The organism is Caulobacter zeae, from assembly GCF_002858925.1.
Lineage (GTDB): Bacteria > Pseudomonadota > Alphaproteobacteria > Caulobacterales > Caulobacteraceae > Caulobacter > Caulobacter zeae.
In genome coordinates this window covers 252,691-277,161 of sequence record NZ_PJRS01000018.1, presented here as the reverse complement: position 1 = coordinate 277,161, position 24,471 = coordinate 252,691, and the positions used below count along the sequence as shown (strand labels likewise).

Genomic DNA, 24,471 nt, shown 5'->3' with positions numbered 1-24,471 from the left:
GATGCGGGTGCTCTGGATCGGCTTAGCGCTGGCCATTTGCTTCGCCGGTGCCTTCCTCTTGATCAAGCCAGGCTGATAGGTCGGTCTGGGGGCAGCGCCTGAATGTCGCCTTCCTGGAGGCGTGCCAACGGCAGCAAATGGCGCAGAGCTGACAAAGAGGGCGCTCGAGAGCACTCTCAGAGCTCCGTGAGAAGGAATATCCCGATGTCCGATGCGAGAGAGGCCGAATTTGCGAGGATGCTGGAGCGGTCTCGCCTGGACTGCAGGGAAGGCCGCTGCCTCAAAGGTGATGAGGCTATAGAGTTCTTGGACCAAATGATTGAGCGCATGGAGCGGCATTTTGAGCGGGCCAGGATGGTCGACAACAAGGCGCTCCGAAGCGAATAACCAACCTACTTCGTTTGGCTCGGTGCTTTGGTTTGAACTGAACGACGGGCTCACCGAGAAGCGTCTGTATATCGACATCCTCACCGCCCTGAACTCGCCGGCTCCTGACACAGCCGCTCCAAGACTGCAGGCCATGGTGATGCGCCACCTAAGCGCACGCGGTACTCGTCTAATGATCCTCGACGAGCTTCAGCGCGTAACGGAACTTCGCCCACGGGAGCAGCGGGCAATTTTGAATGCCCTCAAATATCTGTCCAACCAACTCTCCATGAGCTTGGCGGGCTTCGGATCGGGGGAAGCCAAAGCACTGATCAAATCCGATCCACACTTGGAAGAGCGGTTCGATAAGAACCGCCGAGGCGCACTTACTGACCGTGCGCGAGCTGGAGAAAGAGATCGGAGCCTCGATTTCGGGGTTTGATCGAGGTGCGGATTTACTGATCCCGCGGCTCGCAATGATGTTGCGCGTCGCGCCTTCCGACCTTCACGCGATGGTTTGGGAAGACCTCATTGCTTGCCCAATGCGACCAGGACCACGCCCGCCTTATGGATGGTCAGTTTGCCCCCATTGCCTGGAGGCCGACATCCAGGAGGGGAGGGCTCCTCACATTCGGCGCAGTTGCCCGAGCAGCGGCTTGGCCGGCTGACCTACGCCGGCGCTTGACCTATGCGACGGCCGCCACGCGCGATAGGCACCGCTATTTTCCGGGGTTACCGCCAATTTTGATCTCTTAGTTCGAGCCTACGTGGCGGTGCATTCGCAGAGTTTGCGAGCAACTCGGTCGCTGAATTTGGAGTCAGAAAACGTGCAAACCCGGAACGTTATAGCAACCGGCGGCAAGCGACCTGCGACTCGCAGAATTTGGAGTCAGTGACACGACTCGCAGGGTTTGCGATCCGTGACACGTGTCGTTCCGCGTCAATATTTATCGCCTAAGGAATATTATCAGAAATAATGTTAGGCTCGATCTGAAGCGCCAGTCGCGCCGTGGGTCGATTTAGGCGCCTTCCATGCGCCACAGAGCGCATTTCTTCGTCGCCAGTGTCGGCTTGCGGCGCGTCACCACGTCCTTGGCTCACGGCGCTGCGGCCGTGGGAGCTTGTCGGATGCTGTACGCCGTTCTCTGCTATCACATGGAAGACGTCGTCGGCGCATGGAGTCCGGCGCATGATGAGGCTGTGATGGCGCGATTGGCGGCCGTGCGCGACGATCTGGCCGGCCAAGGCCGCCTGAGCCTTTCGGCGCGGCTGCTGCCGACCACGACGGCCGTGACGCTGCGCAAGGACCGCGAGCCGCCGCTGCTGGTCGACGGACCGTTCGCGGAAACCAAGGAACAGTTGCTGGGCTTCTACCTGGTCGACTGCGCGGACCTGGCTGAAGCCGCGTCCGCCGCGCGTGAACTCGCAGCGGCAAACCCCGGCGGCTGCTACGAAATTCGTCCCGTGGCGACCGCGTGGAAATCGAACGACGTTCACGGAGCGCGCCCGTGAGCGACCCCGACTGGATCGACGCTGCGCTGGTTTCGGCGCGCCCGCGGGCCATGGCGGCGCTGCTGCGCTATTTCCGCGACCTCGACACGGCCGAGGAAGCTTATCAGGACGCCTGCCTGCGGGCTCTGAAATCCTGGCCGGAGAAAGGCCCGCCGCGCGATCCCACCGCCTGGCTGATCCTGGTGGGCCGCAACAGCGGCGTCGACGCCGCCCGCAGGAAAAGCCGTCAGACCGCCCTGCCGTCGGACGAGGTCCTGACCGACCTGGCCGCAGGCCTCGACGACGCCGAGACCGCCCTTGCCGAGCGCCTGGACGGCGCCGACTATCGCGACGACATCCTGCGGCTGCTGTTCGTCTGCTGCCATCCAGACCTGCCGGCCACCCAGCAGATCGCCCTGGCGCTGCGCATCGTCTCAGGGCTCTCGGTGCGCCAGATCGCCCGCGCCTTCCTGGTCGGCGAAAGCGCCATGGAGCAGCGGATCACCCGCGCCAAGGCCCGGGTGGCCAAGGGCGACACGCCCTTCGAAGCCCCCAGCCCCACCGAACGCGCCGAGCGGCTGCTGACCGTGATGGCCATGGTCTATCTGGTGTTCAACGAGGGCTATTCGGCCGGCGGCGCCGAGGCCGACGCGCGCCGGCCGCTGTGCCACGAGGCGTTGCGGCTGTCGCGACTGCTTCTGCGGCTGTTTCCCACCGAACCGGAAGTCATGGGCCTTACGGCGCTCATGCTGTTGCAGCATGCCCGGACGCCGGCCCGGCTGGACGCCGACGGCCTGATCGTGCTGCTCGAGGACCAGGATCGCGGTCTCTGGGACGCGGCGATGATCACCGAAGGCCTGGCCCTGATCGACAAGGCCATGCGCCATCGTCGCCCGGGTCCCTACCAGGTGCAGGCCGCCATCGCCGCCCTGCACGCCCGGGCCGAACGCGCCGAAGACACTGACTGGGCCCAGATCGATCATCTCTACGCGGCCCTTGAGCGCATGACGCCCTCCCCGGTCGTCAGCCTCAACCGCGCCGTCGCCGTCTCGAAGGTCGCCGGCCCGCAGGCCGCGCTGGACATGATCGCGCCGCTGGAAGGGCGCCTGGCCGGCTACTTCCATTTTCATGGGTTGCGGGGCGCGCTGAGCCTGCAACTGGGCCGTGACGAGGCCGCCCGCGAGGCCTTCCATCAGGCCATCGCCCTGGCCGGCGGCGCCGCCGAGGCCGCCCATATCCGCCAGCACCTCGATCGGCTGCAGGCCGAAGGCGAGAAAAATCGCGCGGCGGTGTCGGAAGGCTGAGCCGTCGCGCGTCCTTGTGGCGAACGGCCCGCAAGGGGCCACGCTCAAGGAAGTCGCCCGATGTTCAAGATACTTGCCGCCATCGTCGTCCTGGCCGTGGTCGGCCTGCTGGTCGCCGCGGCCCTGCGTCCGCCCGCCTTCCGGGTCGAGCGCTCGGTGCTGGTCAACGCCCCGCCCGAGGCCGTGCTGGCCCATGTCGCCGACTTCAAGGCCTGGCGCGCCTGGTCGCCCTACGAGACGCTCGACGCCGACCTCTCGCGCACCTACGGCGGGCCCGAGCGGGGCGTCGGCGCGACCTACGCCTGGGCCGGCAAGAAGGCCGGAACCGGCCGCATGCGCATCGTCTCGGCGACCAATCGCGAGGTCGCCATCGCGCTGGACTTCGAAAAGCCCTTCAAGGCCAGCAACACCGCCGCCTTCACCGCCGAGCCGGCCGGCGAGGCGACCCGCGTCACCTGGGCGATGGCGGGGCCCGCGCCCTACGTCTCGCGCCTGATGGGCCTGGCCTTCGACATGGACAAGATGATCGGCCGCGATTTCGAGGCGGGTCTGTCCAATCTGAAATCCGTCGCCGAGCGTAACTAAGGTCCCCTTCCCCACGAGCTTTAGAGGAAATCCGCATGGCCCGCTTTCTTCTGCTGAAGTTCGAACCCGCCCCGGGGGCGCGGGCGCTGCCCGCGCCTAGCGAAAGCAAGCAGGGCGTTGGCGACAAACGGGCGGCTTTGGCGAGAAAAGCTGAACTCGCCGGTAAGCGGGATGGCGAGCACCTTGCGCATCACTAGGCGTAGCCACCTGACGGCGGCTTCAGAAAAACTGGGGCGATCGAATCCATACCAATCAAGTAGTAATTCATCAGCGCCGTCTTCCTCCCCTTTGGCGGCGCCGAGGCGAGCGCCGCCCCGCCAGGACGATACCGACGGCTCCGGTGTCCTGGTCTGGTCCTTCGGGGGAAGGATCGGGGCGGCGCTCGCCCTTGACCTCGCCGTCCACCGATCCCACCTGAAAGCGCGTAGGCCCCGCGAAGATTGACTTTGCGGCGATTGCGCCTATTTATCCGCACCTTCGGAGCAGGTCTGGCGAATCCGCGCCGCCCGCTCGCCCAAGCACGGGCGGCTCCGAGTCCAGACCAGCGTGACATGACAGAATTTTCCGACCTCGGGCTTTCGCCCACGACCCTTCAAGCGGTCGCCGACACCGGCTACACGACCGCCACGCCGATCCAGGCCCAGGCGATCCCGGTCGCCCTCGCCGGCCAGGATGTCCTGGGCATCGCCCAGACCGGCACCGGCAAGACCGCCGCCTTCACCCTGCCCCTGATCGACAAGCTCGCCTCGGGCCGGGCCAAGGCCCGCATGCCGCGCGCCCTGGTCATCGCCCCGACGCGCGAGCTGGCCGACCAGGTCGCCTCCAGCTTCGAGAAGTACGCCAAGGGCACCAAGCTCTCGTGGGCGCTGCTGATTGGCGGCGTCTCGTTCGGCGACCAGGAAAAGAAGCTCGACCGCGGCGTCGACGTGCTGATCGCCACCCCGGGCCGCCTGCTCGACCACTTCGAGCGCGGCAAGCTGCTGATGACCGGCGTGCAGTTCCTGGTCGTCGACGAAGCCGACCGCATGCTCGACATGGGCTTCATCCCGGACATCGAGCGCATCTTCAAGCTGACGCCGCCCAAGAAGCAGACCCTGTTCTTCTCGGCGACCATGCCGCCGGAAATCACGCGCCTGACCAAGCAGTTCCTGCGCGATCCGGTCCGCATCGAGGTGGCCAAGCCGGCCACCACCAACGCCAACATCACCCAGCTTCTGGTCAAGGTCCCCTCCTCCGACCCCAAGGCCAAGCGTCTGGCTCTGCGCACCATCGTGGAGAAGGCGGCGCCGGAAACCGGCATCGTCTTCTGCAACCGCAAGACTGAAGTCGACATCGTCGCCAAGTCGTTGAAGGTGCACGGTTTCGACGCCGCCGCCATCCATGGCGACCTCGACCAGAGCCAGCGCATGAAGACCCTGGCGGACTTCCGCTCGGGAGCGCTGAAGATCCTGGTGGCCTCGGACGTCGCCGCCCGCGGCCTCGACATCCCGGCCGTCAGCCACGTCTTCAACTACGACGTCCCGCACCACGCCGACGACTACGTGCACCGGATCGGCCGCACGGGCCGCGCCGGCCGTTCGGGCGTCGCGTACATGCTGGTCACCCCCGCTGACGACAAGGGCTTCGACAAGGTCGTCAAGCTGATCGGCTCGACGCCTGACGAGGAAGTCATCGACGTCGACTACACCAACGCCGTCACCGTGCCGCGCGAAGGCGACCGCCGCCGCGGCCGTGGCGAGCGCCCGGGTCGTGAGCGCGGCGAACGCAGCGAACGTCCGGGCCGCGGCCGTCGCGAACGCGCCGAAACCGCTCCGGAAGCCGAAGTTTTGGAAGCCGTCGCCGTCGAGGCCGCGCCGGAAGTCCCGACCGAACGCGCCGAGCGTCCGGAACGCGAGCGCAAGCCGCGCCGCGAGCGTTCGCGTGATCGCGCCGCCGCCCAGACGGTCGAGGCTGGTCCGGTCGAGGAAGTCGCACCGGTCGCCCGTCCGTCGCGCGAACGCCCGCCGATGCCGGTTCGCGGCGTCCAGCCGGTTCGTGGCCGCGAGGACGACGACGATCGTCGCGTGGTCGGCTTCGGCAATGACATCCCCGCCTTCCTGCTTCGCGCCCCGCCGAAGCTGGCCAAGGTCGAGGATTGATCGACCAGGACTGACGAGCGCCTGAAAACGGCGTAGATTGGCCGGCGTGCTCCCACGGAGCCGCCGGCTTTTTCTTTGCCGACAGCCGCGTCGCCAAGGCGGCTCCGCGTGTTTTTCCCGAAGACTTCGGAGGAACCGCCATGGCCGACTTCATGCCGCAGCAATCTGATCCCGAACTGCTGGTGCACGAGCGCACCTACCATGCCTTCAGCGTCTTCGTGCGCTGGTCGATCGTCGGCGTCGCCGTCGCCCTGACGGTGCTGACCCTGTGGTTCGCCACGCCGGCGGGCTTCGTCGGCGGCGCCATCGCCGGGATCCTGCTGGGCGTGGCCGGCTATTTCGCGGTCATCCGCCACGAACAGCATCAGCCGCTGGACCTGTGGACCGAGGGACGTTGATCACGGGGCTCAAAGCGCCGCGTCGATGAACTCCAGAAGCTCGCCCAGCGGCGGCCGATAGGCGAAGCGAAAGCCGCGACGCGCCCTCGACAGCCACGAGGCTTCTCGGGGATCGGTCGGCGACGGACAGACAAGGCCGCGCCATTCGACCCCGACCTGGCGACAGGCCGCCCATACCCATCGGCTGGTGAAGTTGGCCGGCTGCACTTCGATCACCCGGGCGCCTGGGCGCAGGAACATGGCGTTGGCCAGGGCCGCGCCCGATGCGCCGACCACGACCTCTGCGCCGCGCATCAAGGCGACCTGGGCCAGCGCCGACATTCGTTCGGGCTGTACGATTACAAAGCCGCGCCTGCGCAGGGCCTCTTCGAGGGCGGCCTCGTTGACCATCACCCGCATCGACTGACTGCGGCGCGACAGATAGACACGCCGACCGCCGACGGGGCGTTCAGGCGCGGTCGCCACGATCCGTTCGGCGACCCTGCGCACCAGCGCCGTGGGCGCGTGAAGGAAGTGATCCATGGAGGTGGCGTAGGCCGACTGCTCCAGGTGGATCCTGGGCCCGCGAAGCTCCCGGAACTCGCATTCCGGAAAAGCCGCGGCCAGGAGGCTTCTCTGCCAGGGCTTCAAGGGCGGCGCGAGAACCGGCGCGCCGGCGGCGAACCCGTGCTCGACCGCGGCCAGGACCGACGGCATGGCGTCCAGTAGGAAGTGCCCGTAGTTGAAGCCCCCGCCCCAGGGCATGAACACCACGCCGCGCTCGATGGTCGTGCTCGGCTGGCGCGCCGTCAGTTTGGCGACCGGCGCGAGGTCCGGCCAACGATGCAGCGCCTCTCCGCTGGCCGACCGAAGGACGCGCCCGCCCGGTCCGGCAAGCACGCCATAGGCGGGGAACCAGTCGACGTCGCGAACATGGCAGATGTCAGGCCCGCAGGCCTCCGGCGGGGCGTCTGGGGGAAACGGCCAAGCCGCCGCCATGTCGCGCACCACGTGCGGCGCTGATAGCGGCTCGCCGGCCTCCACCAGCGGCGAGCGCCCCTCCTCGCCCCTGTTGAAGAACGCATGGCGAAGCGTCGCCATCTCCCTGTCGGGCAGGGCCTGGCGTTCATCGACGATGTCGAGGGCGGCGAACTGAGCCATGCGGCCCCTAAGGTCGATGATTCTCGTTCGACGACCATTGGTCCGGACGGATTATCGCTTGATCTGCCCCGCCAGGTACTTGCGGATGCCTTCGCCATAGGGCGGACGCAGGGCCAGCATCGGCCCGATGTCCTTCTTCAACTGGTGGAACACCGCCTTGCGGTGGCTGAACTCACGGAAGCCGTCGTGGCCGTGATAGGCGCCCATGCCGGCCGGACCGACGCCGCCGAACGGCAGGTCCTCCTGGGCGACGTGGAAGATCACGTCGTTGACCGTGGCCCCGCCGCTGGTCGTGGCGGCCAGCACCCTTTCGCGCTCGGCCTCGTCGGTCCCGAACCAGTAGAGCGCCAGGGGGCGATCCCGGCCGTTGACGTAGTCGATGGCGTCCTCGATGCGGTCATAGGCCTTCACCGGCAGCAGCGGGCCGAAGATCTCGTCCTGCATCACCGCCATGTCGTCGGTCGGTTCGAGGATCAGGGTCGGCGGGATCTTGCGGTGCTGCTGCTGGGAGAAGTCCTCGCCGGCCGGGTTCAGCTCGACCACCTTGCCGCCCTTGGCCCTGGCGTCGTCGACATAATCCTTGACCCGATCGTAGTGCCGCTGCGCCACCAGGGCGGTGTAGTCGGGGTTGTCCTTCAGCGTCGGGAAGCTCTTCGCCACCGCCGCGCGGGCGGCCTCGACGAAGCGATCGACGTCCTCGGCCGGGGCCAGCACATAGTCGGGCGCCAGGCAGATCTGGCCGGCGTTCAGCGTCTTGCCGGCCATCACCCGCGCGGCGGCGGTTTCGAGGTCGGCCCCGCGCGACAGGATCACCGGGCTCTTGCCGCCCAGTTCCAGCGTCATCGGCACCAGGTTCTCGGCTGCGGCCCGCATCACGTGCCTGGCCACCGAGGTCGCGCCGGTGAACAGCAGGTGGTCGAAAGCCAGCCCCGCGAAGGCCTGGCCGATCTCGGGCCCGCCGGTGACGACGGCGATCTCGTCCTCGTCGAAGGCCTTGGCGAACATCGCCTTCAGCAGCTCGGAGGTCGCGGGCGTGTATTCCGACGGCTTGATCATGGCCCGATTGCCGGCCGACAGCACGCCGGCCAGGGGCGCGAAGGTCAGATTGACCGGGAAGTTCCAGGGGCTGATCACGCCCACCACGCCCTTGGGCTGCCAACGCACCTCGGCCTTGGCGCCGAACAGTCCCAGCAGCGCCGGCGTCGTGCGGCGCTTCTCGGTCTTCATCCATTTGCGCACGTGGTCGCGGGCGTGCTTGAGCGGGCCGATCGAGCCGGCGACGTCGGTCAGCGCCGTGGCGTCCTTCGACCGCACGCCGAAATCGTCGCCGACCGCCTGGGCGATCTGCGTCTCGTGGTCGACCAGCAAGGCGATGCAGCGGTTCAGCCAGTCGATCCGGCGCTCGACGGGCGGCGCGCCGTCGCGCAGGTGCGCGGCCTTCTGTCGCTGAAGCAGGATCTCGAGGCTGGCCTTGGCGGCCTCGTGGCCGAGATTGGCGGGGGCGTTCATGCGGCGTCTCTCCCGAAAACGGCCTCTCGGCTCATCTTATCAGCGTTCAGAATGCTTTGGAGTTGTGACGGGCGCAAGCACCCCCGCGCAGCCTTAACCGCTCGTTTGAACTCTCGTGCCTATGCTCGCCGCGCAAGCGATCGGTCTGGGAGAAGCCCGGATCGGCGGGGGAATGAATGATGTCGGACGTCGAGACCACTCTGCGCGGGCCGGAAGCCTACAAGATCGCCCGTCGGGCCCTCGATCTGATGGAACGTCACCAGATCTGGCCGACCGCGCTGAACTTCGAACTCTGGACCCACTATGTGGCCGATCCCGACGGCGCCCTGGCGCGCGAGATCACCCGCCTGATCTCGATGGGCGAGCCCATCACCGAGATGCTGAGCGAGGAACTCGCCGCGGCCTACCTGCCCAAGGCTCGCCTCAACGAACAGATCCGCGACGCCGGCGACCTGCTCTCCAAGGAGCTGGAGTCGGTCTCCAAGGCCATCCAGAACGCCCAGAAGACCAACGCCGCCTTCGGCAAGACCCTGGCGGGCGTCTCCAAGGACCTCGACGCCCCGACCGGCGTCGAAGGCATCAAGGCCGTGGTCTCCAGCTTGGCCGACGCCACCCGTCGCGTCGCCAAGGAGAACAAGGCCCTCGAAACCCGACTGGCCGAATCCACCGCCGAGGTCGATCGCCTGCGCGAGCATCTCGAGCAGGTCCGCCGCGACGCCACTACCGATGGCTTGACCAACCTCGCCAACCGCAAGGCCTTCGACGAAGAGCTCGAGCGCGCCTGCGCCGAGGCAGACGAGGCCGGTTCGGCCATCTGTCTGGCCGTGCTCGACATCGACCACTTCAAGGGCTTCAACGACACCTGGGGCCACCAGACCGGCGACCAGGTGATCCGCTACGTCGCCAGCGTCATCGGTCGCGTCGCCGCCCTGCCCCGTTTCGCCGCCCGTTACGGCGGCGAGGAATTTGCGATGATCTTCCCGGGTGAGGCCGCCGCCATCGTCGGCGCCACGCTGGAAGAGATCCGCGTCGAGGTTTCCTCGCGCATGCTCAAGCGCCGCTCGACCAACGAGGACTTGGGCGCGATTACCCTGTCGTCGGGCTTCGCCGAGCGTCGCAAGGGCGAGACCGGCCACTCGGTCATGGAGCGCGCCGACGCCGCCCTCTACGCCTCGAAGCGCAGCGGCCGCAACCGCGTCACCGCCGCCGAGACGCAGAGCGAGTCGGCCAACGCCGCCTAAGGGATACCCGTTCTTCTCCAGAGAACCGGGTTTGAGAGAGCCGTCGGCGCTTCTGGCGCCGGCGGCTCTTGCGTTCCGCAGGGACAGTCGCGCCTAGCTGTCGTCCAGGCGCGTAAAGACGCCCGGAGGATAAGATGGCCTACGAGAAGATCCGGCTGGAAACCCAGGACGGCGTGGCCGTCGTCACCTTGTCAGACCCCGCCACCCTGAACGCCGCCAGCCCCGAGGTCGCCCGCGAACTGGCCCAGGCCTTCGGCGCGATCGCCGCCGGAAAGGTGGAGGCCCGGGCGGTGATCCTGACCGGCGAAGGGCGCGGCTTCTGCTCGGGCGCCAATCTTTCGGCGGGCGCGACCGCCGGCCGTCCCATGGATCCCGACGGCAAGCCCGACGCCGGCGCGGCGCTGGAGAGCGTCTACAATCCGCTGGTCACCCTGCTGCGCGATTTCCCGCTGCCGATCGTCACTGCCGTCAACGGCCCGGCCGCGGGCATCGGCTGCTCTCTCGCCCTGCTGGGCGACATCGTGGTCGCTGCCGACAGCGCCTATTTCCTGCAGGCTTTCCGCCGCATCGGCCTTGTGCCCGACGGCGGCTCAACCTACCTGCTGCCGCGCCTTGTCGGCAAGGCGCGGGCCATGGAGATGATGCTGCTGGGCGACAAGATCCCGGCCGCCACGGCGCTGGACTGGGGCCTGATCAACCGCTGCGTCCCCGACGCCGAGTTGATGCCCAAGGCCCTTGAGCTGGCCCGCGCCCTGGCCGAGGGGCCCGCCTCGCTCGGCGAGATCCGCCGCCTGGTCTGGAGCAGCCTGGACGCCGACTGGGTGGGGCAACTGCACGCCGAGCGCCACGCCCAGCGCGCCAGCGGCAAGACGGAGGACTTCATCGAAGGGGTCAGCGCCTTCCTGCAGAAGCGCCCGGCGGCCTTCAAGGGGCGATGAAGCCAAGCTAGACTGCGGCGATGAACGTGCTCTTCGTCTGCAGCCAGAACAAGCTGCGTAGCCCCACCGCCGAACAGGTGTTTTCGCGGTGGCCGGGGATCGAGGTCGACTCGGCCGGCCTCAACAACGACGCCGAGAACCCCGTGACGCCGGAGAACGTCGCCTGGGCCGATGTGATCTTCGTTATGGAGAAGATGCACCGGAACAAGCTGTCGAAGAAGTACCGCCAATACCTTCGCGTCAAGGTGGTATGCCTTGGTATTCCCGACGACTACGACTTCATGGACGAAGCCCTGGTGGCGCTGCTCCAGGCCCGCGTTCCGCCGTTTCTGCCGTCGCCCCGCTGACGGGGGCAGTGCACGAAACAGGGGCGGCCGCACCGGCGGCGCCCCTTTATATGTTTTCGACAATGATCTGATTTTCCTGGAAAATCAGTACGGCTTGTAACTCTTTTCTTCGACGATGTCCGACCCCGTCAGGGCGTTGATCTGGCGCTTCACGGCGGCGCGTTTGTCGTTGTCCTTGTAGACGCGGCGGGCCAGCTCGACGAACTCGGGGCCGAAGGTCTGGTTGCGCTCGCAGGCGCGCTTGCCGTCCTCGATGTCCCACAAGGCGGCGTTGATGGCGGTCAGTTCGGCCGTCAGTCTGTCCAGCTCGTCGCTCGGCGTCAGGGCGCCGGCGGCGATGCCTTCCAGCAGGGCCAGCTCCTTTCTGACGTTGGCCTCTTTCGCCGCGTCGCCGATCCGCTCGGCCTTCACGCGAAGGATGGTGATCTTGTCGACGAGTTCCCCGGCGGAGATGGGGGCGAGAATGGACATTCAGGATGCTCCGGCGATCAGGGTGTCGAGGGCGGCCTTGACCGCATCGGGCGGCAGGGCGGCCATGCCCTCTCCGTAGTCTTCGGCGCATAGCATCTCAAGACGGCGGGCCGCGGGCTTGAACTTGACGGCCTTGCGGCGGTTCAGTTGCAACGACAGCAAAGGTGCGCCACCGGCGGCCAGCATGTGGCCCGGACCGGCGTCATTGGCCACGGCCGCGGCAAGGCGTCCGGCCAGGGCGATGGCCAGGATGGGCCCCTTGACGCCTGTGAAGCCATCCGTCCGGTCTGCCTCCGGGAACAGCGCGGCGGGAACCTCCGCCCGGGCGATCGTCGCGTCTGCGGCCTCGTCGGGACCGAAGAAGAACACCGGGGTGCGTCCCGCCGCCTGCTGGGCGCGGGCCAGGTCGAGATAGCTTTCCAGCGGCCAGCGCTTTTCCTGGCCGCCGGCGCCGGGCGCCAGGCCGACATAGGTCGGGCCGTCCGGCAGAAGCGCTGCGGCGGCCGCCGTAGCGTCCACCTCGGTCAAGGTCAGCGGGCGCAAAGCCCCCTGCCCGTCACTGGCCATGCTGAGCAGCCGCGCCAGCCGATCGACCACGGCCGGCGGCCAGTCGGGCTTGCGGGCCTGCATGGCCGCCGAGACGAACCGCCCCCTGGCGGCGCGGCGCGCCACCAGGCTACGGCGCAGGTTTTCCTGGGTGTCGACGACGAGGTCGAAAGTCCGGCCGCCGAACGGCTTGACCCATGGCAGCACATCCAGCGCGCCAGCGCCCATGACCCCGTCCTTGAGGATTTCGTCTATGTAGCCGGCCACCACGCGCTTGAGCGGGCCGTCATAGACGGTATCGCCCTTGGCCGCGCACCAGGTGATCCGCGCGTCGGGAAAGGCCGCGCGCAGGCCGGCGATGAAGGGCAGCTTGATCAGGCCGTCGCCGATCACCTCGCCCATGGAATAGATCAGAACCGTCTGGACCATGGACGTCCATGGCCGCGACCGTCGCCTGCGTCAATCGCGCTGGCGGTATGTGAGCATTTACTTGCAAGTGGTGCGATTTGCGATAACGTCGGCTGCATGAGCGCCAAGCCCCGTATCGAACGCGCCGCCCTCGAGGTTTTCGCCGCCCATGGCGTCGACGGCGCCACGACCAAGCTGATCGCCGCCCGCGCCGAGGTCTCGGAGGGTGCGATCTATCGCCATTGGAAGAGCAAGGACGAGCTCGCCATCGGCCTGTTCATGGCCGCCCACAAGCGCCTGTCCGACCTGATCGAGGCCGAGGCCGGCGCCGTGCACGGCGTCGCGGCCAAGGCCGCCGCCCTGGTCAAGGCCTACTGCACGGCCGCCGACGAGGACTGGACGCTGTTCTCGTTCCACCTGCTGCAACTGCACCACTTCCTGCCCTACTACCAGGATGACGGCCGCGATCCGGTCACCCTGGTCGAGATGATCATCAAGTACGCCATGATGAAGATGGAGCTGCCGCCGGGCGATCCCCGGGTCGTGGCCGCCATGGCTATCGGCGTGATCACCCAGACCGCCCAGAACAAGGCCTACGGGCGCCTGGGCGACGACGCCCTTTCGGCCCATGCTCCGCTGATGACCGCGGCCGTCCTGGCCGTGCTCAAGGCCCGCTGACCCCCAACCGCCCAAGCCCTTCAAAGGACCGAACAATGCGCAGCGCGCTGTTCAACGCCTACTACTGGGTTCTGTCGATCTTCTACGGCCTGTCGGCCGCTCTCTCGGCCCTTTTGCCGGGCCGCCGCCCAGTGACCTTCGCCCTGCGGCTGTATTCCAAGCGCATGCTGTGGGCGCTGCGCGTCTTGGCCGGCATCCAGGTCGAGCTGAAGGGCCAGGAAAACCTGCCGAAGGGGGCCTTCATCATCGCCGCCAAGCACCACAGCTGGGGCGACGGCTTCGTGATGTTCGCCAATGTCGACAACCTTTCCTTCGTGACCGGCGACCACCTGGAGAAGTTCCCGCTGCTGGGCAACATTCTCAAGAAGTTCGGCGCCATCGTCGTCGACAGCTGCGGCGGCCCTGAAGCCCGCGCCGCCCTGTCCAAGAGCGCCGCCCAGGTCGCCGCCGAGGGGCGCCGCATCCTGATCTATCCGGAAGGCCACCTGGCCGCCCCGGGCGAGCGCTTCCGCTACCGCACGGGCGTCTACCACATGAGCCAGGATTTCGGCCTGCCGGTGGTGCCGGTAGCCACCAACCTCGGCTGTTTCTGGAAGCAGCAGGAAGCGAAAAAGACCCCCGGCCGCGCCACGGTGGAGTTCCTGCCTGCACTGCCCCAGGGCCTGCAGAAGGCCGAGTTCATGAAGCTGCTGGAGAACACGGTCGAGACCCGCACCAACGAACTGATCGCGGAGGCCACCGGCCAGCCGGTGAAGGCCTCGGTGCTGGTCGATCCGCCGAGGAAGAAGCCGGCCGAAGCCGAGCCGCTGTCGGCGTAACCCGATGCGCTTCGCTGTCCTCATGGGCCTGACCTATGCGACGGCGCTGGCTTCGGCGGCTCTCCACCTGGCCGCGACACGGGGGCCATCGACCCAAGACATCTGGGCGAAGGCGATCCCCTTCTCCTGGCCCTGTCGCACGCCGCGCGCCTGGCTTGGCTGCTGTCGATGATCGCGACGGTGTTCATGCTGCAGGGGCGGGTGCTGTGGACCGCGCCGAGCGCCCTGCCCGCCCTGCTGCCTTGGACCGGTTTCGCCGCGCTGGTGCTGGCCTGCGCAACAGGCTCGTCCGGCTGCTTCTGAGGGAGACGGCTATGCTGCCCAACCTGCTGACCGCGCTTCGCCTGCTCGCCCTGCCCTTCCTGGTCTGGACCGTTATGGTCGACGCCGGCTGGGTCGCTGTTGCGCTCTTCCTGGGCGCTGGCCTGACCGATGTGCTCGATGGCTGGATCGCCCGGCGCCTTGGCCTGACCTCGGCCTTCGGCGCGATGTTCGACCTGCTGGCCGACCGGATGCTGACCCTGGTCAGTCTGGGGACGCTGATGGCCTCCGGCGCGTTTACAGGCGCCTGGATCGCCGTTCCGCTGGTGCTGATCGCCAGGAACTTCGTCGTCGCCGGATTGCAGCAGGCGCTGCCGGGGCGGGACTTCAACTACCCGCCGATCGAACACCCGAAGATCGCCCTGAACTTCCTGGGCGTTGGCCTCCTGCTCTCGCCGGTCGGCGCGCAGTCAGTCGGCCTATGGATGCTGGCGGCCAGCGCGGCGCTGTCGGTCGTGACGATGGCGCTCTATGCGCGCCGGGCCGCGCCCAGCTTCCAGGTCAATCCAACGCCTCGGGCGCAGGCTGGATCGTGACGCTCTCGCCGCAGCCGCAGGCGTCGGTTTCGTTCGGATTGTGGAACACGAACTTCGACGACAGCTTGGTGATCTCGTAGTCGATCTGCGTGCCGATCAGGAACAGCACCGCCTTCGGCTCGATCAGTATGGTGACGCCCTTGTCCTCGACGACTTCGTCGATGGGGCCCTTCTCCTTGGCGTATTCGAAGACGTACTCCTGGCCCGCGCAGCCGCCGTTCTTCACGCCCACGCGCAGACCGGCATACGGCTGATCGGCGCGATCCATGATTTCCTTCACACGCGTGGCCGCGGCGTCGGTCAGGGTGACGACCTTGGGACGCGGGCGACGCGGACGGGGGCTGACGGCGGCTTCCATGGCGGGCTCCTGCCTTAGAACATGTTCAGCTGCAGCTTGGCCTCGTCGCTCATGCGCGAGGCGTCCCACGGCGGATCGAACGTCAGGTCAACATTGCACGACCGGATGCCCTCGATCTCCATGATCGCGTCCTTGACCCAGCCGGGCATGTCGCCGGCCACCGGGCAGCCCGGCGCGGTCAGGGTCATGTCGATGGCCACGTCCTTGTCGTCGCTGACGTCGACCTTGTAGATCAAGCCGAGCTCGTAGATGTCGACCGGGATTTCCGGGTCGTACACCGTCTTCAGCTTCTCGATCAGCTGGTCGGTCAGGCGGTTCAGCTCGTCCTGGGACAGGGCCGTCGCGGCGGGGGCTTGGTCGGTCATCGGCTCAACTGAAGAAGCTACGGGCCTTGTCCAGCGCGTCCACGAACGCGTCGGCCTCGGCAGGCGTATTATATAGGGCGAAGGAAGCGCGAGCGCTCGACGTCACCCCGAACCTTTTCATCAGGGGCTCGGCGCAGTGCGTGCCGGCGCGTACGGCCACGCCATAGCGGTCCAGCACCTGGGCCACGTCATGGGCGTGGGCGCCCTCGACGACGAAGCTCATCACCGCGCCCTTGCCCGGGGCCGTGCCAAGGATCCGCACGCCGTTGACGCCTTCCAGCCGCTGGGCCACCCGCTCGTACAACGCGTGCTCGTGAGCCAGGGCCGCGTCGCGGTCGATGGTGTTCAGCCACTCGATGGCCGCACCCAGGCCGACGGCTTCCAGGATCGCCGGCGTGCCGGCCTCGAACCGGTGCGGCGGGTCGGCATAGGTGATCTTGTCCAGAGAGACCGAACCGATCATCTCGCCGCCGCCCTGGTACGGCGGCAGGGCCGCCAGGCGCTCGGCCTTGCCATACAGCACGCCGATGCCGGTGGGGCCGTAGAGCTTGTGGCCGCTGAAGACGTAGAAATCGACGTCCAGCGCCTTCACGTCCACCTTGGTGTGGACGATGCCCTGGCAGCCGTCGAGCAGCACCGGCGCGCCGGCGTCGTGAGCCAAGCGCACGATCGTGGCCACGTCGTTGACCGTGCCCAGCACGTTCGACATGTGGGTGACGGCGACCATCTTGGTCTTCTCCGACAGCAGGCCCGCATAGGCCTCCATGTCGAGACGGCCATCGTCGAGCACGGGCACGAACTTCAGGACGACGCCGTAGCGTTCGCGCAGGAAGTGCCACGGCACGATGTTGGCGTGGTGCTCCATCTCCGAGAGCACGATCTCGTCGCCGGCCCTCAAGGACCGCCCAAAGGTGTCGGCCACCAAGTTCACCGCCTCGGTGGCGCTCTTGGTGTAGACGATCTCGTTGACGTCGGCGTTGATGAAGGCTGCGATGGTTTCGCGAGCCTTTTCATAGGCTTCTGTCGTTTCGTTGGCCAGCGTGTGCAGGCCGCGATGGACGTTGGCGTACGACGTGCGGGCCAGGCCCGTCATGGCGTCCAGCACCGAGTCGGGCTTCTGGGCGCTGGCGGCGCTGTCCAGATAGATCAGCGGCTTGCCGTGCACCGTGCGCGACAGGATCGGGAACTGGGCGCGGATCGCGTCGAGGTCGAAGGTCACGCTCATTCGGCCCCACCTTCTTCTGAGCGTCCCAACTGCTTGGCGACCCAGGCGGCGGCGATCTCGCGGGCGCCGTCGTGCTCGATGCGCTCGACCACCTCGCCCACGAAGGCCTGGGTGAGCATGGCGCGGGCCTCCAGCTCGGGAATGCCGCGCTGGCGGGCGTAGAACACCGCTTCCTCGTCCAGGGCGCCGATGGTGTTGCCGTGGGCGCACGAGACGTCGTCGGCGAAGATCAGCAGTTCCGGCTTGGCGTCGATCTCGGCCCTGTCCGACAGGATCAGGGCGTGGTGGCCCATGCGCGCGTCGGTCTGGTCGGCGCCTTCGGCGACGATGATGCGGCCCTGGAACACGCCGCGGGCCTGGTCGGCGACCATGCCCTTGGTCAGCTGGGTGGTGACGCCGTCGACGCCGCCATGGGTGACCACGGTGGTCTGGTCGGCGTGGCGCTGGGCGTTCAGCAGGTAGATCCCGTCCAGTCGCACCTGGGCGTGGGCGCCGGGATGGGCGACGTGGGTCTCGATCCGCTGGCGACGCGCGCCGCCGGTCAGGACGGTCTGGTTGAAGGTCGCGCCGGCGGCGACCTTGACGATCGCCGTCGTCACGGCGACGGCTTCCGCCGCGTCGTCGGCCAGCACGATGCGCTCCAGCTTGGCGCCCTCTTCGAGGAAGATCTCGATCAGGGTGTTGGCCAGGTAGCGGTCACCCCGCCCCTCATGGCTTTCGAGCAGCACGGCCGACACGCCGGCCTTCACCACGACGCCGAGACGAGCATGGTGGGATGTGCCGTCGGTGGCCGACACGAAGCGCACGCTCGCCGCGTCGTCGCCGTTGAACTGGATGATCGACGCCCGCGGCTCGATCGCATGATCCGCGGCGATCGCCGCCATCGGCAGGCTCGCGCGGTCATAAGGATTGTCCGGCGCGTCATGCTCGAAGAACTCGACGGTCTCGGCGTCTTTGCCCGGCCACCAGTTCTGGCGTCCGTTGGCGATGATCAGTTCGGCGTTCGCCTGCCCTTCGAACGGGCCGCTGGACTTGATCACGTCGAAGAACACCGGCGAGACCGGCGGCACGGTCCGGATCAGGCCGCGCAGGTCGGTCCAGCGCCAGTCTTCGTGACGGCGCGACGGCAGGTCGCTGTTCTCGATGGCGGTCGAAAGGCTCACGCGGCGGCCCCGACGTACTTGTCGTAGCCTTCGGCTTCCAGCTGCAGGGCCAGTTCCGGGCCGCCCGAGGCGACGATCCGGCCGGCGGCCAGCACGTGCACGCGGTCGGGTTTGATGTAGTCGAGCAGGCGCTGGTAGTGGGTGATCACCAGCATGCCGCGCTCAGGGCTGCGCAGGGCGTTGACGCCTTCCGACACGATCTTCAGGGCGTCGATGTCGAGGCCCGAGTCCGTCTCGTCGAGGATCAGGAACTTCGGCGACAGCATAGCCATCTGGAAGATCTCCATCCGCTTCTTCTCGCCGCCCGAGAAGCCGACGTTCAGGCCTCGCTTGAGCATCTCGAAGTCGATCTTCAGCGACGCGGCCTTTTCCTTGGCCAGCTTCAGGAAGGCCGGGGCGGCGATCTCGTCCTCGCCGCGGGCGCGGCGCTGGGCGTTCACGGCGGTGCGGATGAAGGTCAGGGCCGGCACGCCCGGGATTTCCAGTGGATACTGGAACGACAGGAACACGCCCTTGGCGGCCCGCTCGTTGGGCTCCAACTCCAGCAGGTCCTCGCCGTTCAGGCTGGCCGAACCTTCGGTCACTTCATAGCCGCCGCGACCGCTCAGCACATAGGACAGCGTCGACTTGCCGGCGCCGTTCGGACCCATGATGGCGTGCACTTCGCCGGCCGGCACCTCGAGCGTGACGCCCTTCAGGATCGGCTTGTCTTCGACGCGGGCGTGGAGATTATTGATCGAAAGCATTTAACCGACGGATCCTTCGAGAGAAATCGCCACGAGCTTCTGGGCCTCGACGGCGAACTCCATGGGCAGTTGTTGCAGCACGTCGCGGACGAAGCCGTTGACCAGCAGGGCCACGGCCTCTTCCTGCGAAAGCCCGCGCTGCTGGCAGTAGAACAGCTGGTCGTCCGACAGGCGCGTCGTGGTGGCCTCGTGCTCGAACACCGACTGGCCGTTGCGGGCCTCGATGTAGGGCACGGTGTGGGCGGCGCAGGTCTTGCCGATCAGCAGGCTGTCGCACTGGGTGAAGTTGCGCGCGCCCTTGGCCTTGGGGTGGGCCGAGACCAGGCCGCGATAGGTGCTGGTCGACTTGCCCGCGCTGATGCCCTTGGCGACGATCCGCGACTTGGTGTTGGCGCCCAGGTGGATCATCTTGGTGCCGGTGTCGGCCTGCTGATGACCGTTGGTGACGGCGATCGAGTAGAACTCGCCCGACGAGCCCTCCCCACGCAGCACGCAGGACGGGTACTTCCAGGTGATGGCCGAGCCGGTCTCGACCTGGGTCCACGACACCTTCGAACGATCCCCGCGGCAGTCGGCGCGCTTGGTCACGAAGTTGTAGATGCCGCCCTTCCCCGTTTCCGGATCGCCCGGATACCAGTTTTGGACGGTCGAGTACTTGATCTCGGCGTCGTCCAGCAGGACGAGCTCGACCACGGCCGCGTGCAGCTGGTTCTCGTCGCGCATCGGGGCCGTGCAGCCCTCCAGGTACGAGACGTAGGCGCCCTTGTCGGCGATGATCAGGGTGCGCTCGAACTGGCCGGAATCCTTAGCGTTGATCCGGAAATAGGTCGACAGCTCCATCGGGCAGCGCACGCCCGGCGGCACGTAGACGAACGAGCCGTCCGAGAACACCGCGCTGTTGAGGCAGGCGAAATAGTTGTCCGAAGTCGGCACCACGCTGCCCAGGTACTGCCGCACCAGTTTCGGATGCTCGCGGATCGCCTCGCTCATCGAGCAGAAGATGACGCCGGCCTGGGCCAGCTCTTTCTTGAAGGTCGTGACGACCGAGACGGAGTCGAACACCGCATCCACGGCGTAGCGCGGCGCGCCCTCGACGCCGGCCAGCACGGCCTGCTCCTTCAAGGGGATGCCCAGCTTCTCGTAGACGGCCAGCAGCTCGGGATCGACCTCGTCCAGGCTCTTGGGCCCTTCCTTGGTCTTCGGCGCGGCGTAGTAGTAGGTGTCCTGGTAGTCGATCTTGGGATAGCTGACCTTTGCCCAGTCAGGCTCTTCCAGCTCGAGCCAACGGCGATAGGCCTCCAGACGCCATTCCAGCATCCACTCCGGCTCGTCCTTCTTGGCCGAGATGAAGCGTACGATGTCCTCGGAGAGGCCCTTGGGGGCGAACTCCTGGTCGATGTCGGTCGTAAAGCCGTGCTCGTACTTTTCGAGCGCTGCGACAGTGTCGATCGTTTCCTTGACCGCGGCCATCAAGCCACCTCCCGGCGTCGTGCGCCGATACGCTTCCAGGCGGCGAGCCAGGCGTCGCCGCACACAATCCAATCCGCTTCCGTGCTCGCCCAGCCGCCGCTGACGCGCAGCGCGAAGGGGGCGAGATCGGAACGGCCCATGGCCTCGACCACGCGACTGGCCTTGACCTTGCCCGACGAGCAGGCGCTGCCGGCGCTGACCATCACCCCGGCGAGATCCAGGTTCATGACCTGGACCTGCGAGGCGAAGCCCTTGGCGGCCAAGCAGAGAGTTTGAGGCAGGCGCCCAAGGCCGCTTTCTGGGCCCTCCCCGAGCACCACGCCGCCAGCGTCCTTGACCCGCTGGGCCAAGGCGTCGCGCCAAATGCCCTGATCGGCCGCCTGGGGCAAGTCCCGCAGGGCGGCGACCGCGGCCGCGCCGAAGCCGGCGATGCCCGCGACATTCTCTGTGCCCGCACGGCGACCACGCTCCTGGCCGCCGCCATGCTGGCGACGCACCACATTGGCCCGCGTGCCGGCGACCAGGGCGCCGACGCCCTGGGGGCCGCCGATCTTGTGGGCCGACAGCGCCAGGGTGTCGGCGCCGAGGGCGGAGAAGTCGATGGCGATCTTGCCGGCCGCCTGCACGGCGTCGACATGCAGCAGGCCATCGGCCGCGCGCACGATCGCCGAAGCCTGCGCCACCGGCTGGATGACGCCCGTCTCGTTGTTGGCCAACATCAGGCAGACCAGCGTCCGCCCCTCGCCCGCCAGCAGGTCGGAAAGCTTGGAAAGGTCGGCCACGCCGTGTTCGTCGACCGGCAGCACCGCGACCGAGACGCCGCTGGCGGCGGCCGTCTCGATCACGGCGTCGTGCTCGATGGCGCTGACCACCAGGCGCTTCACGCCCGAGGCGACGGCGCTTTCGATGGCCAGGGCGTTGGCTTCGGTGCCGCCGCTGACGAAGGTTACCGAGCCGGCGACCACGCCGACCAGTTCGCCCACCTGTTTACGGGCGGTCTCGACCACGTCGCGGGCGGCGCGGCCGGACGCATGCACCGAGCTCGGATTGCCGGCCAGTTCGAAGGCGCGCAGCACCGCTTCACGCGCCTCGGGGCGGATCGGGGCGGTGGCGTTGTAGTCCAGATAGATGGCGGGCTTGCTGGTCACGCCGCGACCTTCGCCTCCGGCCGCAGGCGCCCTTCCAGCACGTCGGCGATGGTCACCGAGGCCAGGTACGAATGGATCTGCCGGCCCATTTCCTCCCAGAGGTCGTGGGTCAGGCACTTGGCGCCGCCGGCCATGCAGCCCTTGTGGCCGTTCTTGCCGACACCGCAGCGCGTTGCGCGCAACGGCTCGTCCACGGCCATGACGATGTCGGAGATGCGGGTGGCGCGGGCTTCGGCCGCCAGCCGGTAGCCGCCGCCCGGGCCGCGGGCGCTGACCACCAGGCCCTTGCGGCGCAGGCGGGCGAAAAGCTGTTCGAGATAGGAAAGCGAGATCTGCTGGCGGGCGGCGATCTCGGCCAGCGCCACCGCGCGACCTTCCGCCTCGTCCTGCTTACGGGCGAGGTCGGTCATGGCCATCACGGCGTAACGTCCCTTCGTGCTCAGGCGCATCGCGCGCTCTCCCTTGCAGATTCCCCGCGCAACGGCCTTTGCGTATGCTACAAGCCGCGACTTCGCGCCGCGCCCGGCAAGGGCGCTTCGCGCGATGCGGATGTAAGAAGACCAAGCGCGGCGGTCAAGTATTCCATGCGCCCTTCGCGGCGAATGGTGCGGCCCCCGACGCCCCAACTCGTGACGGGGATCTGAATGCCTGACGTTATTTTGACTGGCGCCGCGGGCCGTATCGAAGGTCGCTATTCGCCGGGCAAGACCGACAATGCGCCCATCGCGCTGATCCTGCACCCGCACCCCAAGGCCGGCGGCCACATGAATCACCCGGTGTCGGTGCAGCTGTACCACCTGTTCATGAAGCGCGGTTTCGCGACCCTGCGCTTCAACTTCCGCGGCGTCGGCCGCAGCCAGGGCGAGTTCGACAGCGGCATCGGTGAACTGGCCGACGCGGCCACGGCCCTGGACTGGTTGCAGGCCAACAACCCGGCCGCCGCCCAGACCTGGGTCGCCGGCTACAGCTTCGGCGCCTATATCGGCATGCAACTGCTGATGCGTCGCCCCGAGACGGACGGCTTCATCTCGGTGTCGCCGCCGACCAACATGTACGACTTCAGCTTCCTGGCCCCCTGCCCGGCCTCGGGCCTGATCCTGACCGGCGGCGCCGACACCGTCGTGCCGCCCGTAGAGGTCGAGCGCGTGGTCTCCAAGCTGCGCACCCAGAAAGGCATCGTCATCGACTACGAAGTCATCGACAAGGCCACCCACTTCTGGGCCGAGCACCTGCCCTTCGTGGAGCAGACGGTCGGCGGCTACATCGACAAGCGCCTGGAAGCCAACCCGATCCCGTAGGGGGCGGCGCCCTCCCGGCTCCGAAGAGCCCGCTCTCGGCGACGAGGGCGGGCTTTTTGTTTTCCGGGCGGAGCCTATCCTTCGCGACTGCGAGACAGCCTCGCCGCAAAGTTCTAAGACCGCAGGTATCGCTATCAGCGGAGATCGCCGGCCATGCACTACGACATCGTGATCGTCGGCGGCGGCGCGGGCGGACTGGAACTCGCCGCGCAACTGGGCCGCAAGCTCGGCCGTCGCGCCGGCAAGGAGCGGATCCTGCTGATCGACCGGTCCGGCTTCCACATCTGGAAGCCCAGCCTGCACGAAGTGGCCGCCGGCACGCTCGACGTTCACCAGGAGGGCCTCTCCTACCCGATCCTTGGTCGCGCCAATCACTTCAGCTTTCACCTGGGCGAACTGTCGGGCCTGGATCCCGTCGCCAAGCGGCTGACGCTGAAGGCCATCACCACCAAGGACGGCGCGGTGCTCGTGCCCGAGCGCTCGATCACCTTCACCTGGGGCGTGATCGCCCTCGGCAGCGGCTCAAACCTGTTCGGCACGCCGGGCGCCGAGACCGCCCACCTGCTGGAGCGCACGGAGGACGCCGAGGCCTTCCACACCCGCCTGCTGGCCGCCTTCATGAAGGCCTCGTTCGCGCCCGAGCGCACCATGGGCGTGGCCATCGTCGGCGGCGGGGCCACGGGCGTGGAGCTGTCGGCCGAACTGCTGGAGGCCCATCGCGAACTCCTGGAAAGCCTGGGCGTCGAGCAGCGCTTTCGTCTCGACATCACCATCGTCGAGGCCGCTCCGCGCATCCTCGGCGGGCTGCCCGAAAAGACCTCGGCACAGGCGACCGTGGCCCTGGAGCGCAAGGGCGTGCGCGTGCGCACCGGCGCCAAGGTCATCGCCGTGCACCCCGAGCGGCTGGAGACCAGCGTCGGCGACGTTCCCGCCGACCTGATCGTCTGGGCCGCGGGCGTGAAGGCGGCCGACAGCAATGTCGAGCTGGGCCTGGAGACCAATCGTCTCAACCAGTTCGTGGTCGACGACCACCTGGAAACCTCGGCGCCGGGCATCTGGGCCCTGGGCGACTGCGCCGCCTGCCCGTGGAAGGACGGCAAGCTGGTTCCCGCCCGCGCCCAGGCCGCCCACCAGCAGGCCAGCTACCTGGCCAAGGTGCTGCTGGCCCGCCTGCGCCAGGCGCGGGTGGAGGAGCCCTATGTCTACAAGGACTTCGGCTCTCTAGTGTCGCTGGGCGAGAACAAGGGCGTCGGCGCGTTGATGGGCGGCCTCGGCGGTCCCAACTTCTTCATCGAAGGCTTGGTGGCCAAGTGGTTCTACGTCTCGCTGCACCTGGCCCACCACAAGGCCATCCTCGGCGTCGGCAAGACCATCACCTTGGCGTTGGCCCGACTGCTGCAGCAGCGGGTGGCGGGGCGGTTGAAGCTGCATTAGCCCCTCTCCCACAGAGGGAGAGGGACAGC

Annotated in this window: 28 protein-coding genes; 16 read left to right on the top strand and 12 right to left on the bottom strand. The window is 67.6% G+C overall.

The window, feature by feature from the left end:
• Nucleotides 1-319 precede the first annotated feature (319 nt).
• The 7 genes from SGCZBJ_RS10385 to SGCZBJ_RS10360 all read left to right on the top strand — a co-directional run bounded on the left by SGCZBJ_RS10385 (nt 320) and on the right by SGCZBJ_RS10360 (nt 6,282).
• Nucleotides 320-808 carry a TniB family NTP-binding protein gene (locus SGCZBJ_RS10385; RefSeq protein WP_101717918.1) on the top strand — a complete coding sequence of 163 codons (489 nt, stop codon included), beginning with the start codon at nt 320-322 and terminating at the stop codon, nt 806-808.
• A 686-nt stretch (nt 809-1,494) separates the two neighbouring features.
• On the top strand, nt 1,495-1,878 hold the full coding sequence (locus SGCZBJ_RS10380; protein ID WP_101717917.1) for a YciI family protein: 384 nt from the start codon (nt 1,495-1,497) through the stop codon (nt 1,876-1,878).
• Nucleotides 1,875-3,161: an RNA polymerase sigma factor gene (locus tag SGCZBJ_RS10375; RefSeq protein ID WP_101717916.1), complete on the top strand. Its 1,287-nt coding sequence runs from the start codon at nt 1,875-1,877 to the stop codon at nt 3,159-3,161. Before SGCZBJ_RS10380 ends, SGCZBJ_RS10375 begins: the two co-directional genes overlap by 4 nt.
• A gap of 60 nt (nt 3,162-3,221) precedes the next feature.
• On the top strand, nt 3,222-3,746 hold the full coding sequence (locus tag SGCZBJ_RS10370) for an SRPBCC family protein (protein WP_101717915.1): 525 nt from the start codon (nt 3,222-3,224) through the stop codon (nt 3,744-3,746).
• Between the two features lie 35 nt (nt 3,747-3,781).
• Nucleotides 3,782-3,943 carry a hypothetical protein gene (locus tag SGCZBJ_RS25625; RefSeq protein WP_165799294.1) on the top strand — a complete coding sequence of 54 codons (162 nt, stop codon included), beginning with the start codon at nt 3,782-3,784 and terminating at the stop codon, nt 3,941-3,943.
• A 354-nt stretch (nt 3,944-4,297) separates the two neighbouring features.
• A complete protein-coding gene (locus SGCZBJ_RS10365; RefSeq protein WP_101717914.1) occupies nt 4,298-5,884 on the top strand; it encodes a DEAD/DEAH box helicase in 1,587 nt (528 codons plus the stop codon).
• 140 nt (nt 5,885-6,024) lie between these two features.
• Nucleotides 6,025-6,282 (top strand): aa3-type cytochrome c oxidase subunit IV, encoded by a 258-nt coding sequence (locus SGCZBJ_RS10360; protein WP_101717913.1) that lies wholly within the window; start codon nt 6,025-6,027, stop codon nt 6,280-6,282.
• Nucleotides 6,283-6,291: 9 nt separating this feature from the next.
• Here the strand turns inward: SGCZBJ_RS10360 and SGCZBJ_RS10355 are convergent, their stop codons facing one another.
• The gene (locus tag SGCZBJ_RS10355; protein WP_101717912.1) at nt 6,292-7,422 is read right to left on the bottom strand and encodes a glycosyltransferase family 61 protein; all 1,131 of its coding nucleotides are present in this window, start codon (nt 7,420-7,422) and stop codon (nt 6,292-6,294) included.
• A 51-nt stretch (nt 7,423-7,473) separates the two neighbouring features.
• The gene (locus SGCZBJ_RS10350; RefSeq protein WP_101717911.1) at nt 7,474-8,931 is read right to left on the bottom strand and encodes a coniferyl aldehyde dehydrogenase; all 1,458 of its coding nucleotides are present in this window, start codon (nt 8,929-8,931) and stop codon (nt 7,474-7,476) included.
• Between the two features lie 179 nt (nt 8,932-9,110).
• Between SGCZBJ_RS10350 and SGCZBJ_RS10345 the strand changes: the two genes are divergently transcribed.
• From SGCZBJ_RS10345 to SGCZBJ_RS10335, 3 genes are all read left to right on the top strand, one after another.
• Nucleotides 9,111-10,172 carry a GGDEF domain-containing protein gene (locus SGCZBJ_RS10345; protein WP_101717936.1) on the top strand — a complete coding sequence of 354 codons (1,062 nt, stop codon included), beginning with the start codon at nt 9,111-9,113 and terminating at the stop codon, nt 10,170-10,172.
• A gap of 134 nt (nt 10,173-10,306) precedes the next feature.
• Nucleotides 10,307-11,110, top strand: coding sequence for an enoyl-CoA hydratase/isomerase (locus tag SGCZBJ_RS10340; protein ID WP_101717910.1), 804 nt, complete (start codon nt 10,307-10,309; stop codon nt 11,108-11,110).
• Nucleotides 11,111-11,130: 20 nt separating this feature from the next.
• Nucleotides 11,131-11,457, top strand: coding sequence for a low molecular weight protein tyrosine phosphatase family protein (locus SGCZBJ_RS10335; RefSeq protein ID WP_101717909.1), 327 nt, complete (start codon nt 11,131-11,133; stop codon nt 11,455-11,457).
• A gap of 84 nt (nt 11,458-11,541) precedes the next feature.
• Here the strand turns inward: SGCZBJ_RS10335 and SGCZBJ_RS10330 are convergent, their stop codons facing one another.
• Nucleotides 11,542-11,928, bottom strand: coding sequence for a DUF6165 family protein (locus SGCZBJ_RS10330; protein WP_101717908.1), 387 nt, complete (start codon nt 11,926-11,928; stop codon nt 11,542-11,544).
• Nucleotides 11,929-12,903 carry a glycosyltransferase family 9 protein gene (locus tag SGCZBJ_RS10325; RefSeq protein ID WP_101717907.1) on the bottom strand — a complete coding sequence of 325 codons (975 nt, stop codon included), beginning with the start codon at nt 12,901-12,903 and terminating at the stop codon, nt 11,929-11,931. It lies immediately after the preceding gene.
• Nucleotides 12,904-12,999: 96 nt separating this feature from the next.
• Between SGCZBJ_RS10325 and SGCZBJ_RS10320 the strand changes: the two genes are divergently transcribed.
• The 4 genes from SGCZBJ_RS10320 (at nt 13,000) to SGCZBJ_RS10310 (ending at nt 15,235) form a co-directional block, all read left to right on the top strand.
• Nucleotides 13,000-13,560, top strand: coding sequence for a TetR/AcrR family transcriptional regulator (locus tag SGCZBJ_RS10320; RefSeq protein ID WP_101717906.1), 561 nt, complete (start codon nt 13,000-13,002; stop codon nt 13,558-13,560).
• Nucleotides 13,561-13,595: 35 nt separating this feature from the next.
• Entirely contained in the window at nt 13,596-14,378 is a 783-nt protein-coding gene (locus SGCZBJ_RS10315) for a lysophospholipid acyltransferase family protein (protein WP_101717905.1), read from the top strand.
• A gap of 168 nt (nt 14,379-14,546) precedes the next feature.
• Nucleotides 14,547-14,681: a hypothetical protein gene (locus tag SGCZBJ_RS26370; protein ID WP_276308945.1), complete on the top strand. Its 135-nt coding sequence runs from the start codon at nt 14,547-14,549 to the stop codon at nt 14,679-14,681.
• 11 nt (nt 14,682-14,692) lie between these two features.
• Nucleotides 14,693-15,235, top strand: a complete 543-nt coding sequence (locus SGCZBJ_RS10310) for a CDP-alcohol phosphatidyltransferase family protein (protein WP_165799293.1) — start codon at nt 14,693-14,695, stop codon at nt 15,233-15,235.
• Here the strand turns inward: SGCZBJ_RS10310 and SGCZBJ_RS10305 are convergent.
• The 8 genes from SGCZBJ_RS10305 to SGCZBJ_RS10270 are packed head-to-tail and all read right to left on the bottom strand — an operon-like array spanning nt 15,201 to nt 22,159.
• The gene (locus SGCZBJ_RS10305; RefSeq protein WP_101717903.1) at nt 15,201-15,593 is read right to left on the bottom strand and encodes a HesB/IscA family protein; all 393 of its coding nucleotides are present in this window, start codon (nt 15,591-15,593) and stop codon (nt 15,201-15,203) included. The two genes, SGCZBJ_RS10310 and SGCZBJ_RS10305, sit on opposite strands and share 35 nt — an antisense overlap.
• Nucleotides 15,594-15,607: 14 nt before the next feature.
• Nucleotides 15,608-15,958, bottom strand: a complete 351-nt coding sequence (locus SGCZBJ_RS10300; RefSeq protein ID WP_101717902.1) for an SUF system Fe-S cluster assembly protein — start codon at nt 15,956-15,958, stop codon at nt 15,608-15,610.
• A 4-nt stretch (nt 15,959-15,962) separates the two neighbouring features.
• Nucleotides 15,963-17,183 carry an aminotransferase class V-fold PLP-dependent enzyme gene (locus SGCZBJ_RS10295; protein WP_101717901.1) on the bottom strand — a complete coding sequence of 407 codons (1,221 nt, stop codon included), beginning with the start codon at nt 17,181-17,183 and terminating at the stop codon, nt 15,963-15,965.
• Nucleotides 17,180-18,346, bottom strand: a complete 1,167-nt coding sequence (sufD, locus tag SGCZBJ_RS10290) for a Fe-S cluster assembly protein SufD (RefSeq protein ID WP_240621466.1) — start codon at nt 18,344-18,346, stop codon at nt 17,180-17,182. The genes SGCZBJ_RS10295 and sufD overlap by 4 nt, the downstream gene beginning before the upstream one ends.
• Nucleotides 18,343-19,092, bottom strand: coding sequence for a Fe-S cluster assembly ATPase SufC (gene sufC, locus SGCZBJ_RS10285; protein ID WP_101711973.1), 750 nt, complete (start codon nt 19,090-19,092; stop codon nt 18,343-18,345). Before sufC ends, sufD begins: the two co-directional genes overlap by 4 nt.
• On the bottom strand, nt 19,093-20,562 hold the full coding sequence (sufB, locus tag SGCZBJ_RS10280) for a Fe-S cluster assembly protein SufB (protein WP_101717900.1): 1,470 nt from the start codon (nt 20,560-20,562) through the stop codon (nt 19,093-19,095). It abuts the gene before it with no gap.
• Nucleotides 20,562-21,710: a cysteine desulfurase family protein gene (locus tag SGCZBJ_RS10275; RefSeq protein WP_101717899.1), complete on the bottom strand. Its 1,149-nt coding sequence runs from the start codon at nt 21,708-21,710 to the stop codon at nt 20,562-20,564. The genes sufB and SGCZBJ_RS10275 overlap by 1 nt, the downstream gene beginning before the upstream one ends.
• Nucleotides 21,707-22,159: an Rrf2 family transcriptional regulator gene (locus SGCZBJ_RS10270; protein WP_101717898.1), complete on the bottom strand. Its 453-nt coding sequence runs from the start codon at nt 22,157-22,159 to the stop codon at nt 21,707-21,709. Before SGCZBJ_RS10270 ends, SGCZBJ_RS10275 begins: the two co-directional genes overlap by 4 nt.
• A 195-nt stretch (nt 22,160-22,354) precedes the next feature.
• On the opposite strand from SGCZBJ_RS10270, the gene SGCZBJ_RS10265 reads away from it, so the two are divergent.
• A complete protein-coding gene (locus SGCZBJ_RS10265) occupies nt 22,355-23,008 on the top strand; it encodes an alpha/beta hydrolase (RefSeq protein ID WP_101717897.1) in 654 nt (217 codons plus the stop codon).
• A gap of 153 nt (nt 23,009-23,161) precedes the next feature.
• On the top strand, nt 23,162-24,442 hold the full coding sequence (locus SGCZBJ_RS10260; RefSeq protein WP_101717896.1) for an NAD(P)/FAD-dependent oxidoreductase: 1,281 nt from the start codon (nt 23,162-23,164) through the stop codon (nt 24,440-24,442).
• The last annotated feature ends 29 nt before the right edge of the window (nt 24,443-24,471 follow it).

Excerpts from the sequence above, each read along its gene's own strand:
- SGCZBJ_RS10380 (WP_101717917.1), top strand. The coding sequence starts at position 1,495 with ATGCTGTACGCCGTTCTCTGCTATCACATGGAAGACGTCGTCGGCGCA.
- SGCZBJ_RS10370 (WP_101717915.1), top strand. The coding sequence starts at position 3,222 with ATGTTCAAGATACTTGCCGCCATCGTCGTCCTGGCCGTGGTCGGCCTG.
- SGCZBJ_RS25625 (WP_165799294.1), top strand. The coding sequence starts at position 3,782 with ATGGCCCGCTTTCTTCTGCTGAAGTTCGAACCCGCCCCGGGGGCGCGG.
- SGCZBJ_RS10365 (WP_101717914.1), top strand. The coding sequence starts at position 4,298 with ATGACAGAATTTTCCGACCTCGGGCTTTCGCCCACGACCCTTCAAGCG.
- SGCZBJ_RS10360 (WP_101717913.1), top strand. The coding sequence starts at position 6,025 with ATGGCCGACTTCATGCCGCAGCAATCTGATCCCGAACTGCTGGTGCAC.
- SGCZBJ_RS10355 (WP_101717912.1), bottom strand. The coding sequence starts at position 7,422 with ATGGCTCAGTTCGCCGCCCTCGACATCGTCGATGAACGCCAGGCCCTG.
- SGCZBJ_RS10350 (WP_101717911.1), bottom strand. The coding sequence starts at position 8,931 with ATGAACGCCCCCGCCAATCTCGGCCACGAGGCCGCCAAGGCCAGCCTC.
- SGCZBJ_RS10345 (WP_101717936.1), top strand. The coding sequence starts at position 9,111 with ATGTCGGACGTCGAGACCACTCTGCGCGGGCCGGAAGCCTACAAGATC.
- SGCZBJ_RS10340 (WP_101717910.1), top strand. The coding sequence starts at position 10,307 with ATGGCCTACGAGAAGATCCGGCTGGAAACCCAGGACGGCGTGGCCGTC.
- SGCZBJ_RS10335 (WP_101717909.1), top strand. The coding sequence starts at position 11,131 with ATGAACGTGCTCTTCGTCTGCAGCCAGAACAAGCTGCGTAGCCCCACC.
- SGCZBJ_RS10330 (WP_101717908.1), bottom strand. The coding sequence starts at position 11,928 with ATGTCCATTCTCGCCCCCATCTCCGCCGGGGAACTCGTCGACAAGATC.
- SGCZBJ_RS10325 (WP_101717907.1), bottom strand. The coding sequence starts at position 12,903 with ATGGTCCAGACGGTTCTGATCTATTCCATGGGCGAGGTGATCGGCGAC.
- SGCZBJ_RS10320 (WP_101717906.1), top strand. The coding sequence starts at position 13,000 with ATGAGCGCCAAGCCCCGTATCGAACGCGCCGCCCTCGAGGTTTTCGCC.
- SGCZBJ_RS10315 (WP_101717905.1), top strand. The coding sequence starts at position 13,596 with ATGCGCAGCGCGCTGTTCAACGCCTACTACTGGGTTCTGTCGATCTTC.
- SGCZBJ_RS26370 (WP_276308945.1), top strand. The coding sequence starts at position 14,547 with ATGATCGCGACGGTGTTCATGCTGCAGGGGCGGGTGCTGTGGACCGCG.
- SGCZBJ_RS10310 (WP_165799293.1), top strand. The coding sequence starts at position 14,693 with ATGCTGCCCAACCTGCTGACCGCGCTTCGCCTGCTCGCCCTGCCCTTC.
- SGCZBJ_RS10305 (WP_101717903.1), bottom strand. The coding sequence starts at position 15,593 with ATGGAAGCCGCCGTCAGCCCCCGTCCGCGTCGCCCGCGTCCCAAGGTC.
- SGCZBJ_RS10300 (WP_101717902.1), bottom strand. The coding sequence starts at position 15,958 with ATGACCGACCAAGCCCCCGCCGCGACGGCCCTGTCCCAGGACGAGCTG.
- SGCZBJ_RS10295 (WP_101717901.1), bottom strand. The coding sequence starts at position 17,183 with ATGAGCGTGACCTTCGACCTCGACGCGATCCGCGCCCAGTTCCCGATC.
- sufC (WP_101711973.1), bottom strand. The coding sequence starts at position 19,092 with ATGCTTTCGATCAATAATCTCCACGCCCGCGTCGAAGACAAGCCGATC.
- sufB (WP_101717900.1), bottom strand. The coding sequence starts at position 20,562 with ATGGCCGCGGTCAAGGAAACGATCGACACTGTCGCAGCGCTCGAAAAG.
- SGCZBJ_RS10270 (WP_101717898.1), bottom strand. The coding sequence starts at position 22,159 with ATGCGCCTGAGCACGAAGGGACGTTACGCCGTGATGGCCATGACCGAC.
- SGCZBJ_RS10265 (WP_101717897.1), top strand. The coding sequence starts at position 22,355 with ATGCCTGACGTTATTTTGACTGGCGCCGCGGGCCGTATCGAAGGTCGC.
- SGCZBJ_RS10260 (WP_101717896.1), top strand. The coding sequence starts at position 23,162 with ATGCACTACGACATCGTGATCGTCGGCGGCGGCGCGGGCGGACTGGAA.